Annotated in this window: 19 protein-coding genes; 4 read left to right on the plus strand and 15 right to left on the minus strand. The window is 29.9% G+C overall.

What is annotated here, in order from left to right; translation table 11 throughout:
- Positions 1 to 80 precede the first annotated feature (80 nt).
- The 3 genes from NSU06_RS10140 to tadA all read right to left on the minus strand — a co-directional run bounded on the left by NSU06_RS10140 (position 81) and on the right by tadA (position 2,147).
- Positions 81 to 647: an NADPH-dependent FMN reductase gene (locus tag NSU06_RS10140; RefSeq protein ID WP_340779950.1), complete on the minus strand. Its 567-nt coding sequence runs from the start codon at positions 645 to 647 to the stop codon at positions 81 to 83.
- Between the two features lie 27 nt (positions 648 to 674).
- Positions 675 to 1,541 carry an HAD family hydrolase gene (locus NSU06_RS10145; RefSeq protein ID WP_002488393.1) on the minus strand — a complete coding sequence of 289 codons (867 nt, stop codon included), beginning with the start codon at positions 1,539 to 1,541 and terminating at the stop codon, positions 675 to 677.
- Positions 1,542 to 1,658: 117 nt separating this feature from the next.
- The gene (gene tadA, locus NSU06_RS10150) at positions 1,659 to 2,147 is read right to left on the minus strand and encodes a tRNA adenosine(34) deaminase TadA (protein ID WP_049434272.1); all 489 of its coding nucleotides are present in this window, start codon (positions 2,145 to 2,147) and stop codon (positions 1,659 to 1,661) included.
- A 63-nt stretch (positions 2,148 to 2,210) separates the two neighbouring features.
- On the opposite strand from tadA, the gene NSU06_RS10155 reads away from it, so the two are divergent.
- Both NSU06_RS10155 and NSU06_RS10160 read left to right on the plus strand, forming a co-directional pair.
- On the plus strand, positions 2,211 to 2,828 hold the full coding sequence (locus NSU06_RS10155) for a deoxynucleoside kinase (protein WP_049434273.1): 618 nt from the start codon (positions 2,211 to 2,213) through the stop codon (positions 2,826 to 2,828).
- Positions 2,821 to 3,483 (plus strand): deoxynucleoside kinase, encoded by a 663-nt coding sequence (locus NSU06_RS10160; RefSeq protein ID WP_049434275.1) that lies wholly within the window; start codon positions 2,821 to 2,823, stop codon positions 3,481 to 3,483. Before NSU06_RS10155 ends, NSU06_RS10160 begins: the two co-directional genes overlap by 8 nt.
- 144 nt (positions 3,484 to 3,627) lie before the next feature.
- Here NSU06_RS10160 and NSU06_RS10165 read toward each other — a convergent pair whose 3' ends face one another.
- Entirely contained in the window at positions 3,628 to 4,329 is a 702-nt protein-coding gene (locus NSU06_RS10165) for an HAD family hydrolase (protein WP_049434278.1), read from the minus strand.
- A 285-nt stretch (positions 4,330 to 4,614) separates the two neighbouring features.
- On the minus strand, positions 4,615 to 4,842 hold the full coding sequence (locus NSU06_RS10170; RefSeq protein WP_017175349.1) for a hypothetical protein: 228 nt from the start codon (positions 4,840 to 4,842) through the stop codon (positions 4,615 to 4,617).
- Positions 4,843 to 5,522: 680 nt separating this feature from the next.
- On the opposite strand from NSU06_RS10170, the gene NSU06_RS10175 reads away from it, so the two are divergent.
- Positions 5,523 to 5,717: a hypothetical protein gene (locus tag NSU06_RS10175; RefSeq protein WP_017175348.1), complete on the plus strand. Its 195-nt coding sequence runs from the start codon at positions 5,523 to 5,525 to the stop codon at positions 5,715 to 5,717.
- A 963-nt stretch (positions 5,718 to 6,680) separates the two neighbouring features.
- Here the strand turns inward: NSU06_RS10175 and NSU06_RS10180 are convergent.
- The 3 genes from NSU06_RS10180 to NSU06_RS10190 all read right to left on the minus strand — a co-directional run bounded on the left by NSU06_RS10180 (position 6,681) and on the right by NSU06_RS10190 (position 9,441).
- Complete coding sequence (locus NSU06_RS10180; protein WP_048761927.1) at positions 6,681 to 7,283, minus strand: hypothetical protein; 603 nt, start codon at positions 7,281 to 7,283, stop codon at positions 6,681 to 6,683.
- Positions 7,276 to 7,785: a Panacea domain-containing protein gene (locus tag NSU06_RS10185; protein ID WP_048761930.1), complete on the minus strand. Its 510-nt coding sequence runs from the start codon at positions 7,783 to 7,785 to the stop codon at positions 7,276 to 7,278. Before NSU06_RS10185 ends, NSU06_RS10180 begins: the two co-directional genes overlap by 8 nt.
- A 1,392-nt stretch (positions 7,786 to 9,177) precedes the next feature.
- Positions 9,178 to 9,441, minus strand: coding sequence for a hypothetical protein (locus NSU06_RS10190; protein ID WP_048685317.1), 264 nt, complete (start codon positions 9,439 to 9,441; stop codon positions 9,178 to 9,180).
- A gap of 176 nt (positions 9,442 to 9,617) precedes the next feature.
- Here NSU06_RS10190 and NSU06_RS10195 point away from each other — a divergent pair, with 176 nt between their 5' ends.
- Positions 9,618 to 9,794 carry a hypothetical protein gene (locus tag NSU06_RS10195; protein WP_160300589.1) on the plus strand — a complete coding sequence of 59 codons (177 nt, stop codon included), beginning with the start codon at positions 9,618 to 9,620 and terminating at the stop codon, positions 9,792 to 9,794.
- A 794-nt stretch (positions 9,795 to 10,588) separates the two neighbouring features.
- Here the strand turns inward: NSU06_RS10195 and elxI1 are convergent.
- From elxI1 to zapE, 7 genes are all read right to left on the minus strand, one after another.
- Positions 10,589 to 10,819: an epilancin biosynthesis-related protein ElxI1 gene (gene elxI1, locus NSU06_RS10200; RefSeq protein ID WP_101804416.1), complete on the minus strand. Its 231-nt coding sequence runs from the start codon at positions 10,817 to 10,819 to the stop codon at positions 10,589 to 10,591.
- Between the two features lie 919 nt (positions 10,820 to 11,738).
- Positions 11,739 to 12,167, minus strand: coding sequence for a terminase small subunit (locus NSU06_RS10205; protein WP_048761935.1), 429 nt, complete (start codon positions 12,165 to 12,167; stop codon positions 11,739 to 11,741).
- Between the two features lie 25 nt (positions 12,168 to 12,192).
- Positions 12,193 to 12,432 (minus strand): terminase small subunit, encoded by a 240-nt coding sequence (locus NSU06_RS10210; RefSeq protein ID WP_048761936.1) that lies wholly within the window; start codon positions 12,430 to 12,432, stop codon positions 12,193 to 12,195.
- A gap of 54 nt (positions 12,433 to 12,486) precedes the next feature.
- The gene (locus NSU06_RS10215; RefSeq protein ID WP_340779962.1) at positions 12,487 to 13,008 is read right to left on the minus strand and encodes a hypothetical protein; all 522 of its coding nucleotides are present in this window, start codon (positions 13,006 to 13,008) and stop codon (positions 12,487 to 12,489) included.
- An 11-nt stretch (positions 13,009 to 13,019) separates the two neighbouring features.
- The gene (locus tag NSU06_RS10220) at positions 13,020 to 13,253 is read right to left on the minus strand and encodes a hypothetical protein (protein WP_048761942.1); all 234 of its coding nucleotides are present in this window, start codon (positions 13,251 to 13,253) and stop codon (positions 13,020 to 13,022) included.
- Entirely contained in the window at positions 13,243 to 14,085 is an 843-nt protein-coding gene (locus tag NSU06_RS10225) for a hypothetical protein (RefSeq protein ID WP_048761944.1), read from the minus strand. Before NSU06_RS10225 ends, NSU06_RS10220 begins: the two co-directional genes overlap by 11 nt.
- A gap of 53 nt (positions 14,086 to 14,138) precedes the next feature.
- The gene (zapE, locus tag NSU06_RS10230) at positions 14,139 to 14,936 is read right to left on the minus strand and encodes an AFG1/ZapE family ATPase (protein WP_048761947.1); all 798 of its coding nucleotides are present in this window, start codon (positions 14,934 to 14,936) and stop codon (positions 14,139 to 14,141) included.

Raw genomic sequence — 14,936 nt, forward strand, 5'->3', positions numbered from 1 at the left:
TAAATAAAAAAAGAGCAACATACGTCGCTCTTTAAACTCGTTTCTTCCTTTATAAATGTGTTTTTTAACATTATTAAAATTTATTTTAAATGTTCGTACGGACTGTTATTGACAAATGATACAATTTGATCGACAAATAGTTTTGCGCGTAATTGGAATTCTTCGTCATTTAAATACAGTGTGCCATCTTCTAATTTTGCATAATCCGAATCGTGTGTCGCAATTTGTGTAGGTACAGCAATACCTAATAAACTACGAACAATGACACGTAAATGTGAGAGTGGTTCTGAACTTACGATACCGCCACTGTTACCAATTAAGCCCACTGGTTTCATTTTGACATATTCCATATTAATGTGATCTAACGCATTTTTTAAAATGCCTGAATATGAACCATGATAATTTGGCGTACCAAAAATTAGGAAATCCGCTTCCATTGCTTTGTCCTGGAACTCTTTTGTATTCGCTTTAATTTCTTCTGTTGAATGTGTTGTTCCTGAAAAATCAAGTTGATTTAATGGTCTTTCAGCTAAATCAAAAATATCTACGTCGACATCATGATTATCGAATTGTCCTGTTAAATATTTAGCTAGTGCATTGGTATGTGAACCTACTTGTGCACTTCCTACTACGATAAGTCCTTTCATTTCGTTCTAACACCTCTTAAATATTATTTATTTCTCTTCAGTTAAAACTTTCATAATTGCTTTACCTACACCACTATGTTCATTGGTATCTGTAACCAATTTAGCTATAGCTTTCACTTCGGGCATCGCATTGTCCATCGCAACAGGATAGCCTACGCGTTCAAGCATGGATACATCGTTTAAATTATCACCTAACGCCATGACATCTTGTAAGTCAATATGAAGTTGATTAGCAATAGTTTCTAATGCAATTCCTTTTTGAGCATCTGAATGTGTAATTTCTAAATTACCACGTGATGATGATGAAACAGCAAGACTTGATATGGCCGATAATTCTTTTCCAATACGTTCAATTTTTTCAAGATCTGGATTAAACGCCAGTACTTTCATTATCAGTTCGCCCGGAATATCTTCAATATCCTTGTAATTATCGACAATTTTGAGTGTACCGTTATCTATACGTTTTTGAATCCCTGCTTTAATCTTTTCAACATCACCTTGTTGGCCTGCATTTCTTGCAATATCTAAATAGATATCTAAATCACGTGTTGGATCTTCTGTATAAATCCCTCTATTCGTATACACTTGGTAGTACACGTCTTCTCGATCAAGAATCGCTTTAATTCGTTCTACTAATTCATGATTTAAATGAGAGGTATTCATAATATTGAATGATTCATCACGTACTTCTGCACCATTTAAACAAATATAAGGCACTTTTAAATCTGTTTCAGCCATAGGCGTGCTTGCTTCATAAAAAGCACGACCCGTTGCAATGACTACTGTAATCCCTTTTGATTGAGCATATTTAATCGCATTAATATTTTCTTCTGAAATTTCATGTGCTGCATTTAACAGTGTCCCATCCATATCTGTTGCAATCAGTTTAATCATGCGGTTACCTCATTTCATTAGCTAAACTTACAGCTATTATATTTTAGAACATACATATTCAGTGAACAAAATTACAAAATTTAAATTTGTTTTACCGTTCCTATTTTAACAAATTTATCATCTTTTGTACGATGATGTGTTTCTTTTAACTTTTTTAGCTCTTAAATCACGGAAAAATTGTCTCAATAAATTGCTACACTCTTCTTCTAACACACCCTGTTCAACAATTGCACGATGATTAAATTGTGGCTGTTGTAGTAAATCCATTAAGCTACCACTGCAACCTCCTTTAGAATCCATCGCGCCATATACAACTCGTGGTATACGACTCATTACAACCGTTCCAGCACACATGACACAGGGTTCTAATGTGACATATAATGTACAATCTTCTAAACGCCAACTTCCTATGACTTTAGCTGCCCGTTCTATTGCTAAGTGTTCAGCATGAGCAGTAGGCTGTTGCAGGGTTTCTCTTAAATTATGGGCACGTGAAATAATGTCGTTATCTTTAACGATCACTGCTCCGATTGGAACTTCACCAAGCTGTCGAGCCTTTTTCGCTTCTTCAATTGCACATTTCATGTAAAAATCATCATTTGTCATATGTGTCATCCCTTACTTATGATAAAATACTCAATGTCTATTTTAACATTTGGAGATGTAATTATGAATAAACCATTTATTGCAATAGAAGGTCCGATTGGCGTTGGCAAATCGTCTCTTACTCATAAAATTAGCCAAACCTTTAATTATTATGAAGAAAATGAAATCATTAATGAAAACCCCTTTCTTTCTGATTTTTATGATGATATTTCAAAATGGAGTTTTCAAACTGAAATGTTCTTCCTTTGTAATCGTTATAAACAAGCACAAGATATTGCAAAAATTAATCAAGGTGTGGTAAGTGATTACCATATTTATAAAAATAGAATATTTGCCTGCAATACACTTAACGAATCAGAATTTGATAAATTCAATCGTATTTTCAATATTTTAACTGAAGATCTTGAATTACCTAATATGATCATCTTTTTAGATGCTGATTTAGATGTACTGAAACGTCGTATTGCTAAACGTAACCGTAGCTTTGAACATCAAATTGAAGATAGCTACTTACTTAATTTAAAAAAGGATTATTTATCATTTTATGAAACATTAAAAAACGAAGGTGCTAATGTGATTTTAATCGACACTTCTGATTTAGATTTTGTACAAAATGAATCAGATTATCAATTGATTTTAAACCAAATTAAACCCATGATAGGAGATATAAAATATGAATAATTACGGTATCCCTCAAAATGCAATTATTACAATTGCTGGAACAGTAGGCGTAGGAAAATCTACATTAACTCAAGCGCTTGCTGATAAACTCAATTTCAGAACTTCCTTTGAAAATGTAGACCATAACCCCTACTTAGATAAATTCTATAATGATTTTGAACGTTGGAGTTTCCACCTGCAAATTTATTTTTTAGCTGAACGTTTTAAAGAACAAAAACGCATGTTTGAATACGGAGGAGGCTTTATACAAGATCGTTCTATTTATGAAGATGTTGATATTTTCGCAAAAATGCATGAAGAACAAGGAACAATGAGTAAAGAAGATTTTAAAACTTACTCGGAGTTATTTGAAGCAATGGTTATGACACCCTATTTCCCTAAACCAGACGTTTTAATTTATTTAGATTGTGACTATGATGAAGTGATTGATCGTATTCATCAACGTGGCCGCGATATGGAAATGAATACTGATCCGGTATATTGGAAAAAGTTATTTAAACGCTATGAAAATTGGATTAACAATTTTAATGCTTGTCCTGTAGTACGAGTGAATATTAATGAATATGATATTCATGAAAATCCCGACTCTTTAGATCCAATTATCAACAAAATTGCACATATTATTCAAACATATCGAAATGTCGATCATCGATAAAAAAAGAGACAGACTTTACTGTCTCACCTAGGCAAGAAGGACTAGAATTAAAAAATGGGTATAAATCCATGTTTAATTCAGTCCTTGGCTGCCAATATGTTATAAATGTAGAAAATAACAATTGATACTTTAATCTCTTTGTGTTTAATTATTTTGTGTATATTTTTTTAATACTTCTGGTACACTCACAGCTGTTTCAATCACGTAATCAGCATCCACAAGTTCCTCTTTTTTTGCGATACCACTTAATACACCAATGGCTAAACCTAACTTTGCATTCACTTTAGTCTTCATATCATTATTTGTGTCACCTACAATGGCTACATCTTCCGGTTTAACATCATAATGATCAAAAAGTGGCTTAAGTACTTCAGGATTGGGTTTTTCAGCCGTATGCGCTTCAGTAGAAATGACTAAATCAAACGCATCTTTAGAATGTGTTTCTTCTAAAAATTGTGTCACTCCTTTTTCAGAGTCACTAGTCACAATACCAATTTTATAGCCTTCATATCGTAATGATTGAATCATATCATAAACGCCATCTATCCAGTTATTTTCTGGTTCACGACTATCTACTAATGCTTGACTTGTATCACGCGTCCATTTAGAAACATCTTTTCCTGATTCGTCATTAAACGCATGAACAATTTCATCTAACGATCCTGAACCCATAACAGAATCCGGACTAATCGTATCTTTAACAACGCCTAGTTTGCGAAGCGTTGCTTCTTTATTTGCTACAGGAAATGTTTCCAGGAAACTATTTACCAGACGTACGCCAATTTTTTCCCAACTATGATCAAATTCAATTAATGTACCATCTTTATCAAATAATATCCATTCCATTTATATATACACTCCTTATTTTGTATTTCATTGTAATATACATTGTTCTTTTAAGTATAGTAAAAGAACTGCTTAGCATACGTTTATAAAAAAAGCCATACCTCTCTAGGTATGACTCAACTAAGAATATATAAAACTAGTTTTGAATAACGTTGGCATTACTATGCCTCAACGGGAATGAGACTATGTGTAAGGGAATAGTCTCTAAAAATATCATACATCACTTCATTTTTATTGCCTACAACAAGTTGATAAGTATCAACATTTCATTTCATTATATATTTATCATCTTACAGGTGCTATATTAAAAAACTCTACTTTTCCACAGTTTTTGCATTCTGTAATAAATGTTTTAATATTTGATGTTTCAGTATCGTCAGAAACTGGAGAAAATACAAATTTATCTTCATGATATTTAATTTTAGGTGCTATACAACATGTATCACGATGTTTTTTCTTATGAAAATCAGAAAATGTTTCAATTTCATTGTTTGAATATTTAACTTCAGTCATTATCATCACCTCTTATTTAATGTGTTTCAACTTTATCATAAACGATTAAAAAATTGTGCACAATTCCTTAATTGTTTACTTTTAATACCTAAATGTTAATTCGCTATAATTTAAATTATATATTAAGAAACACGCTTCTTATTTAGTAACTATATCTAAATAAAAAGCGTGCTTTACTAGTATTTAATGAAAATATATATTCAATTCGATTAGGGGGAAACAATTAATTAATTTCTCGGTTCACCATTTACAAGAATACCACTTACTAAATCATATACTTTTTTAATGAAATTAAAGATATCTAACATGGTTTTCATCTCCTTAAATATGTTTACAACTAATAGTTTAGTACATATTTTAATTGATGGGATATTTCTGCCTAAGTTGATATAATTCATGCTAAAATGTCTTGATTTCCCTATTATTTCATATTAAATGTTGCCTAGAAGTCCAAATTATTCATCAAGTTCCCAAAAAAATGAGAAAGATGTATTGAAAAATAACAAAAAATTTGCCTTATTGCTTTTATATCTATAAGTGGTTTAATTAATAGATAATACGGTGATTATAATCTTCACTAAAAAAATATAAAATTCTATAAAATATCTTTGTGATATGCTATTGAGTAATTTTAACAATGATATTCATCATATCATTACTAAAAATGAAAGGATATATTCATGTTAATCGTTATTTTTATTTTATTCGGAATCGGAATTGGATTATTTATATTAAGTTTCTTCTTAGCAGAAAATGAAGGACTCGCTTATAAAACAATTAGCAGAGGATTTTCTGCATTATTTGTATCACTTGGTATATTAGCATTAATGGGGTATCTCATTAATTTTATTTCTTCACATTATTTAAATATCTAATTCCTTATATTTTCTATTCTCAACAAAGTGGAAAGACATCATTTAAAGTTGTCTTTCCACTTTTTCAATTTACTTTATTTTATTATTGGTCTCTTGATGATACTTGAATCAAATATATATCGTATTAATTACTCTAAGATGATCCAAATCACGGATAAAAATTGGATTAAGGTAATCAAATAGAGCAACATCATAGTTAGCATTACTTTCATTGAAACTTAGTCTTACTAGTCGTGTACGAGTGAGGCTTTTTTTCGCATAAAAAAAGGAGCTTTATGCCCCTAAAGATCTATATCATTTAAATGAATTTCAAATGTTGAGATTACCTAAGTAATAATGGTATTAGGTATATGGTATTTGTAATAGAAGAAAAACACTAAGTCAAGGGTTGTCATTTAGGTAATCTCATTACTTATTATTACATAATAAAATTTAATTATCTATACTATTGAAATAAAAAATAATATTTTTTACATTTAAATCTAATTAATTATTAAAATGATAAAAAATGTTTATCTTTATTTGTAAAGGGTATAATTTAATTAGCAGAATATTTTGTTATAATATTTTGCTCCTTATTTATTTTACGTCACCACTCTTACTTAGTTCGACATAAGCTATGTTAAGAGTGGTTTTTTATGCAAAAAAGAAGCCAACTCACTTTTTTATATGCTCCCCAAAAGTTGATCTAAAATGAAAAATAACAAGCTAGAAACCACGTAGTCATAACGTTTCCAGCTTGTTTTTATAAGTTATTTATATTCCGGCACAATGACTCTCCAACAATAAGTATATTTTATATATATTTATAACGATTTATAAACATTGTTATTTTAGCTTTTCATATCATTATTTTTACTCATGTTTAATGTATATTTTTAAATAACGTATTCAAAACGTATTCAAAATAAAAACGCCACTCGTAAGTGACGTTTAAAATGAAATATTTAACTTGTCCGTGTGCTAATTAATAAAATACTGACTAATACAATGTTTTTTGCTATTTGTGACTGCGTTAAAGGTCTTAATCATCATTTCCTCTTTACTCATTCCATTATGCTTACTTGGCAATACTAAATGTTGAGGATCTATACATACTATTTTAATTTCTTTATCTTCTAAATCATAATACCAATAAACTCTTAAACCTTCTTGTAAATCTAGTAAACTTTTAATGTCACTTTTCATCAATCCCATTATCTTTTGCACATCTTCTTTTAAATATAAAGATATGATAGATAACATTCTTTCATTGTAATTTACCGTATTAGCTTCAATCGACTTAATCATGCTTATATCACTACTAAAGTGTGAAATAGCATTAATTTGATATTGTTGCTTTTCATTTGAAATAAAATTTGTAAATTTTAAATTAGTATTTTGCTTAGAAAATATTATACTATCATTAAAAAATACAATTTCACTATCAGGTGAATCTTTTAATTGTTTTTCAACTCTATCAATTTTAAATTCATTTCTAGTTGGTAAAAAATCTTTATTAACAATTTCAATATGAACGTTCTTTTTTCTTTTTTTAGAAGTAACATTACTATTAAATCTAGGCATTTACCAATCCTATATATTCCTTAATAATTAAATCATTATTCATAACTTCTTGATGAGTAATATTATTTTTCCACTCTTTATCTTCATGAGAACGTTCTACTAAACCAAAATCACTAATTTTTAAAGTGCTCTTAATAATTTCTCTCAAATATTCTGTAATTTCTTGCTGCATTGTTTTATCTTCTATTTCAAAATTACTCATTGAAAAGTCTATGTCATTATAATCAAGACTATATTTATTACTCACATACACGTCACGAATAACAGGGCCGTATTGCCAAGCTTCAAATTGAGCATCAAATAAATATTCAGGTAAGTTTAAACTTTCATTTTGTGTAACTTTATATTCTTTACTTTTAGATAGTTGTCCATATGAAGCTCCATAATATGCAAATAAAAAGTATAATGTTTTTTGTAGTCTTAAAGGAGAAATATTTTCTATTTCTTCTTTCATTAAAGCGATTATATTTTCAACTGTTGTCAGGTGTTTTTTTTCAGTCATGATAAACTCCTCCATAATCAACACATTATATTGAACATAAAAATAACAGCGACTATACGCTGTCACTGTGTATATGTCTTCAATATATAATACACAAGAAACAGCATGTAACTTTCTGTGTATTCACTAAGATGTGTTGCGAATATGCAATGTTTATATATAATATAAAACATTTTTGTACTTTTTACTATACATTTACATAAATTTGTCAAGTTGATTAGAAATTGTTGACACAAAATGTTAAATAATTACTAGGCTTCATATTTAAACTTTCCCACTTTTTTAGGTATCATCAAAACGCATACCCCTTTTAAACCACATTGCTAAATCGACAAGCTAGTTAATACTGCAATCCTAATTTAGGACTGCACCCGTGCACTAATATAAATTGTGAATATTCCTATGTATCGAAGCGGTTGCTGTATTCACTCATCTATGAGGTAGCATTTCATGACCTCATGAATAAGGGAGAACGTTTTGTTCACTCCTTACTTAGATCCACTAACAAAGGGCGTCGTGTTTCCCTACCCCCTTTTATACATGACTGATTGGATTGTTCATGCAGCTACCATCACGAATGGTTACGGCAGTGTATAATAAAATGTATGTCTATTAAGTGTAGTAGATGTATGTTAAAATAATTCGTAGTTAACATTGCTTTCATTGAAACTTAGTCTTACTAGTCATGTACTAGTGAGACTTTTTCGCATACAAAAAGGGGCTTTACGCCCCTAAAGAGTTATGCTATTTATGAAAGCTTTTAAAGTGTCGAGATTGCCTAAACATACAGTATTTTCGATGGAGAAGAAATACTTAATGGAAAGGAAAAGTCGCCATTTAGACAATCTCAATTGTTATTATTACACACTAATTTTTATTTAGCCACACTATTATAATAAAAATCATTGGTTTGTATGTAATAGAGTAATAAATACGTTTCACTCCTTACTTTTCATCTACACTCTCACTTAGTCCGTCATGAGCTAAGTTGAGAGTGTTTTTTTACGCAAAAAAAAGCTAACCAATTAAGGTTAGCTCCTATGTCGTCGAAGTAGAGTAAAAACTCTAGGTATATAAGGATTTTAGAAGTCATTAAACCTCTTTCGCTATTATCTCATTATTTATATATTTGTCTACAATAAAATAAAAAGCTATGCCCAATGGACATAGCAAGGTAAAAAATGACATACATATAGAAAAATATAATATAGAAGTGCTTCATAAGGGAACAACTTCTAATGTCATTATACGCATTAAATTTATTAATTGTCTACAAGATTTACAATATCTACGAATTATTTACATTCTCACTCCCCATATTTGGGGAATGAAACTCATTACTGGATCGTTATATAAAGTGCGTACCTAAGTTGAGTACGCAGCTATCAGTAATTATTTATCCTCTTTTTCTTTTCTTCTCTTCCTTAATTTATATATCAAATAAATAACTACAAACGTAATCGAAAATAAGTCAAAAGACGATAAAAGTGATTTACTAAAAGATTGCTTTATCCAAAAGAAGCGGATTAGAAATAATAAAGTTGATTGTATTATTAAAGCAAAGAAAATATTAATGACTGGTTTATCTTTAATGAAGTTATACACAATATAAGCTATACAAACAATAGTTATAATTAACATTAAAGCTTTTGCCATTGCTAATACTCCTTTTTAACTTTACATTAGCATATCATTGTATTACTTATATTTTAATAATTTCACTGTCCAGATTTGGAATATGAAATTCACTGCGCACATTTGCGCCATGAGATCATATTAGATAATGTATTATTATAAAGTGATAGATACTATTAAACATTGAGGTGTACAAAATGAAGTATAGATTAATTGCAGTCGTAATATTCGCTATAATCGTTCTCATTGCTACTTTTTATATTCAACCTATGCTTAATACAGATAACCAATTAATTAACTTAGTTTACGTTGTATTTTTGTTTGTTGTTGGTGCTATTTTAGGATACATAGGTCGTCGTTTAGATAGTAAATAGCTGCGTTGCCATTTTGACTACGCAGAGAAGCTGTAAACGACTTTTCTGAGGTACTAAACTGGTACTTCAGATTAGATAACCAACATGTTTGTTTTCTATTTATATTCTAAAGCGCCGACATTTCGGCTGTATTCGTCTTAATTTAGAGAACCGACATTTCGGTTTTCTAATGCACTACAGCTATTGAATTGATTAATAAGCTTATATTTAAATTTCTGATACGGTAACTTAACGTATCAGCTTTTAGAAGCGGAATACAACTTTCAATATATTCACTTAGCCCAAATTTGGTTTCAGTAAATGTACTTATATTACTGAGCTCACTTTTGAGCTGAGAAAATATATTTACTCAGTACATTTAGATTGAACAATAAATTAATATCCTCAAATTTGGGGATATTAAAAAATAGTAATAAGTTCAATTATGGACATATTTAACCGACTCACTTTTGAGCTGGTTAAACCACTTCCCTATTTTAAGGTACTGCTTACAAGCGGACTTTTAAGTCCGTTTGTTATTGTATGAAATGTAAGGTTTGGACAGGTTATAAATAAAAAGACTGCACCCAAAGGATACAGTCAGTTTATTAAAGGATACTCAATTTTGAGTAGTAAGTTTAGTAGCTGCATTTATTATCTTATAAAAGCCTCTAAACGTAAATAGAAAACGCTTACTTTTATATTATAAAATTTAATACATCATATTTACATTTCTTTTTCAACTCTGTATTATTTCTATATAGTATCAAGACAAGAAGAAACTCGTTTTTAACTCGTTTCAAAACCCATAAAAATCACACCTGTTTTTTTTCTTTTTTCAACTTATCCTTAATCATTTCTGACGGCACTGCAAAAACAAACATCATGATAAATAATATAAGTGCCATATGTGGAATATCTTCTAAAAAATACCAACGCAAATGCCAATCAAACATCATATTCGCAGACATAACGGCATATTTTAGAAATAATAAACCTACGCATATATAAGTCAAAGCATCTAAAATCTTAGTTATAGTCTTCAATCTCATACTCCTTTTTTATTAACATTACTAAAAATTATTGCTTTATTCCATTGCTTTATTGACGTTGAGCCTCGGAACCCTTAACAATCCCAAAACTTGTCGAATGGTCGGCTTAATAGCTCACGCTATGCCGACATTCGTCTGCAAGTTTAGTTAACAACAATAAATTTTTTCATCATAAATACGTGTCTAATCTTTTTTAGAACGATTAATCAAAAAATAACCTAAAAGACCACAAAATAAAATAAATAAAAATATAAGCATTTTTTATCTCCTTTTAGCAAACTTTAAGTTTAGTTAAAACTTTTTCTCAACATAAATAAATTTTCTCGGCATAAATGCGTCCTTTAATAATTGTGATAACGTTTAGCATTCCAATATACAAAAATCATGAAAAGCACCACATAAATGCCAAACCAAGAATCTAAATGGTTTTGATTCATTTGTTTATAAGCAAAGAACACCAAAAATATTGCCAAAATCATTTGTATACTAAACAAAATCCATTTCAAAATTATCACTCCTTTTTAGAAGAACTTTATCACAAGGACTATTTAAATTTTAAATACCCTTATTTGCAATTTTAAGATACTTTTTAGAGCATTTAGAGAGTTTCATATATATTTTTATTTAACGGCTCTTAGAACTCAAATAAAAGCTAAAATTAAAAAATTAGAAAAACAAACCTTTACTTTAGATACTAACAAATTAAACTCTTTTTTATGAGGAATAGCTTTGATTACATAAAAAAAAGACCAGATGAATTAACATCTGGTAACCGGGATTTCACCGGGAACGAGCTACTTGTTAAAGTAGAAAGCGGGATTTCACCGCGAATTATCATATTAAATAATACCAAATATTTCTTTTAAATTAAACTTTTTATAAACCTAATCTTTATTTACTTGTCAATTTTACCTTAATCTTCTTCTGGCACATCATCAATAAATATTGGTGCAGTAACTTCTATCTCATGCTTATCAGTCCACATGCGATAACGTTTGCCTAATAATTCTGCTGCTTTTATTCTGTCTTTGGCACTAGGCTGTATTGTTTGGATTTCTTGCATACCCTCGCCCACATATACTAGTATCTCTTCTTTTTCTTCGGCTCTAAGCACTCGTGTTAAGTAACGCATGATCTCATCAGCTTCTGCTATGCTTTCTTTTTGAATAATTTCTAAATTATCATCTATATATTGATTTATACTCACATTTTCCAACAATTTTATCGCATTACCTCTTGCATAACTTACACTATAACCCGCATTTACCGCCGATTGATAGGCGTTTCCAGTTCGAATATACTCATCTGCAAATTGCTTTTGTTTTAACGTTAATGACTTCATTTTATCCCTCCTAACAAATTATCGCCTACTTTATTAATCTTGTTAAATAACGCATAACTCCGTATTTCTCGGTCATATTATCATTCTTTATTTCTTCTAAACGCTCATGTATATAGGATTTCACACTAATATTTTCCAATAATTTTAAAGCATTATCTCTTGCGTATACTTCACTATATCCCACTTTTATAGCTGAATAATAAGGATTACCCGTTTCTATATACTCCTCTGCAAAGCGTCTTTGTTTGGTTGTTAATTTTTTCATGTAATACCTCGATAAACTATAAAATAAGCCCACTATAAAAGTAGGCTACATTGATTAAATATAAAATGGTTTATGGCTATTGACAGTACCCATGTATTCAGTTGGTTGAATATTATTTTCTCGTATCAATCTGTCTATATAATGGCTTAAATTACGTTGTTTCAGTAGATAACTATTGTTATATTCTTCTAGTTTCTGTTCTGCTTGTTTTAGTTCTTCTTTGAGCTTGTTATAGTGTTTTAAATCATCATAGTAAATATCAATATATTCATCACTTAATTTATCGGCTTCTTCTTGCATACTGCTACAATTTTTAATAATAACTTGTTTCAGTGATTGCTTCATAACGCTTAAACGTTTTACTTTTGCTTTATGTGTCGTTTCTTGTTTATCAATTTTAGTATATAGCTTATCAGCTTTTTCAACTTGGTCACTTACTACTAATTCTTGATAGTCTTTATTAAGTTGATCAATCTTTTCTTTTTCGTTATTTACTTCTTGCTCTAATGCTTGTATATCCTTTTGATAGCTTTCAATATTCTTTTTATGCTCTTCAATTTGTTTTAATGTTTTCACGGGTAGCCCTCCTATTTAAATAATTCAACATGCTTCGCTATTTCTTCTTGTCGTTGGTTAGTGTCTTTAATACTCATGATTTGTTGGCGTTTCTCATGCTTTTCTAAACTACTTAATTCTTTCTTTTGTTCTTGTGATTGTGCTTTTTCTTTTGCTTGGCGTTCACTATAACTATATAAAGCTAATCTTTGTGATTCTGATAATTCTAATGCTTCACTTAATTTATTCATTTCATCATTGTTCATATCGTTTTAACCTCTTTTCGATTGGATTATTTATTAATGTTCTCGCTATTGCTTTTAAATGATTATAGGCTTGTTTTCTTTGTTTCAATGGCAAGCGATAGAGTGCTGCGTCAGTTAATATTTTGAGATTGTAACTATCGATATTAAACTCATGACGATCTAACACATAAGATAAGAGTTCATCATTGTTCATCTGTTGAATTAAGTCAATGAATATCCCCATATCTGTATTTCGTTCTGCTTCATGTTCTTTAATTAATCGCAGCTCTTTCTCTTGATTGAGCGTTAGGCCATAACCATTATTAATCTTTTTCTTTTGTTGTCTCTTTCTTACTTCATCTTTATCCACTAAGTACGCATTAAATGACTTTTTATTATGTTCTTCTTGTCTTTTCTCTCTTTCAGCTTGGACATAGTTATATAAATCAATTTTAAAGCGTCTCACAAGCTCATTATCACGCACCTTTGCATGTTTGATATAATTCATCAAAAGTGTTCGTTCTTCGTCTGTATAGGTGTCTAAAACAACGTATAAGTGATATAAGTTTCTATTACTCTTTTTCAGATAAGATTCTAGCTTTTCTTTTTCTTCGATAATCTGAATAGCTAGATGTTCGATATTCACACTTTCATAATAGAGAATTCCTGTAATGTTATCGCTAGCCATATGTGGCTTATTACGTTCATAGAGTGTTTCAATACCTTCCCTAATATTTTCTGCTTTCTTCTCAATAAACTTTGGATTATATAGCGTAAATAACGTATAATCACTAACCATTTCAATGTCTTCGGTGTCTGTCTCTGGTTGATACGCTTGTTTTAGACTTGCCATACTATGTGTTACTCCTTTCTGAGAAGCGGAACGGGTATAAAACCCGTTACCACTTATGCTTTAAAATCTTTTAATCTATAATCTGTACCATGCATTTTTATAATTTGTGTGTTTTTCATCAAACGACTAAATCTTTTTGCTTTATCGTCATTGTTAGAAAGTTCTAATGCTTCACGATTAGTTGTTATGATGTTGCTTTTACCTGTTCTCATGTCTGTGAGTGAAAATAGTTTTTCATTGCCATAATCATTTACTGTTGTGCCGTAATCATCTATCACAAGTAAATCTACATCTCTAATCATTTGATCTAATTCTTTTTCAGTCATTGCTACATTCTTGTTGTAGGTATTTCGATAAGCTTTCACTAATTCAGTAACATCTAAGAATAAAGCTGTATAGCCTTTCTTTTTGACTTCTCTTACAACCGACATAGCTAAATGACTTTTGCCTATGCCATAACTCCCCTGTAAAAGTAGCGACTTTGGTTTATCTGGTTTAAAGTTAGCTACATACTTTTGTAGAATCTGCTTAGTTTCTAATAAGTTTTTATTAGTTGGTTTATAATTATCAAATTCAGCTTTTAATAAGTCATCATTCATCATGGATTGCTTAAATACTTTTTCAATATTCAAGCGTTTTTGATTTGCTTTGTGTTGGCTTCTGCTTTGTTTTCCTTTCTCAATGGATTCACACTCGCACCCGTTTCTGATTATTTGAATTGTACCGTCTGACTTTCTGAATTTATGATAACTATATATGTTTTTGCATTTATCACATTTAAGGTTATATTGTTCTTCAATCAATTCACTACGCATTTTGCTTTTTAAATCAATATCATTAATACTTTTCAA

The organism is Staphylococcus sp. FSL W8-1270 (assembly GCF_038007165.1).
GTDB lineage: Bacteria > Bacillota > Bacilli > Staphylococcales > Staphylococcaceae > Staphylococcus > Staphylococcus hominis.

Excerpts from the sequence above, each read along its gene's own strand:
- NSU06_RS10140 (WP_340779950.1), bottom strand. The coding sequence starts at position 647 with ATGAAAGGACTTATCGTAGTAGGAAGTGCACAAGTAGGTTCACATACC.
- NSU06_RS10145 (WP_002488393.1), bottom strand. The coding sequence starts at position 1,541 with ATGATTAAACTGATTGCAACAGATATGGATGGGACACTGTTAAATGCA.
- tadA (WP_049434272.1), bottom strand. The coding sequence starts at position 2,147 with ATGACAAATGATGATTTTTACATGAAATGTGCAATTGAAGAAGCGAAA.
- NSU06_RS10155 (WP_049434273.1), top strand. The coding sequence starts at position 2,211 with ATGAATAAACCATTTATTGCAATAGAAGGTCCGATTGGCGTTGGCAAA.
- NSU06_RS10160 (WP_049434275.1), top strand. The coding sequence starts at position 2,821 with ATGAATAATTACGGTATCCCTCAAAATGCAATTATTACAATTGCTGGA.
- NSU06_RS10165 (WP_049434278.1), bottom strand. The coding sequence starts at position 4,329 with ATGGAATGGATATTATTTGATAAAGATGGTACATTAATTGAATTTGAT.
- NSU06_RS10170 (WP_017175349.1), bottom strand. The coding sequence starts at position 4,842 with ATGACTGAAGTTAAATATTCAAACAATGAAATTGAAACATTTTCTGAT.
- NSU06_RS10175 (WP_017175348.1), top strand. The coding sequence starts at position 5,523 with ATGTTAATCGTTATTTTTATTTTATTCGGAATCGGAATTGGATTATTT.
- NSU06_RS10180 (WP_048761927.1), bottom strand. The coding sequence starts at position 7,283 with ATGCCTAGATTTAATAGTAATGTTACTTCTAAAAAAAGAAAAAAGAAC.
- NSU06_RS10185 (WP_048761930.1), bottom strand. The coding sequence starts at position 7,785 with ATGACTGAAAAAAAACACCTGACAACAGTTGAAAATATAATCGCTTTA.
- NSU06_RS10190 (WP_048685317.1), bottom strand. The coding sequence starts at position 9,441 with ATGGCAAAAGCTTTAATGTTAATTATAACTATTGTTTGTATAGCTTAT.
- NSU06_RS10195 (WP_160300589.1), top strand. The coding sequence starts at position 9,618 with ATGAAGTATAGATTAATTGCAGTCGTAATATTCGCTATAATCGTTCTC.
- NSU06_RS10205 (WP_048761935.1), bottom strand. The coding sequence starts at position 12,167 with ATGAAGTCATTAACGTTAAAACAAAAGCAATTTGCAGATGAGTATATT.
- NSU06_RS10210 (WP_048761936.1), bottom strand. The coding sequence starts at position 12,432 with ATGAAAAAATTAACAACCAAACAAAGACGCTTTGCAGAGGAGTATATA.
- NSU06_RS10220 (WP_048761942.1), bottom strand. The coding sequence starts at position 13,253 with ATGAACAATGATGAAATGAATAAATTAAGTGAAGCATTAGAATTATCA.
- NSU06_RS10225 (WP_048761944.1), bottom strand. The coding sequence starts at position 14,085 with ATGGCAAGTCTAAAACAAGCGTATCAACCAGAGACAGACACCGAAGAC.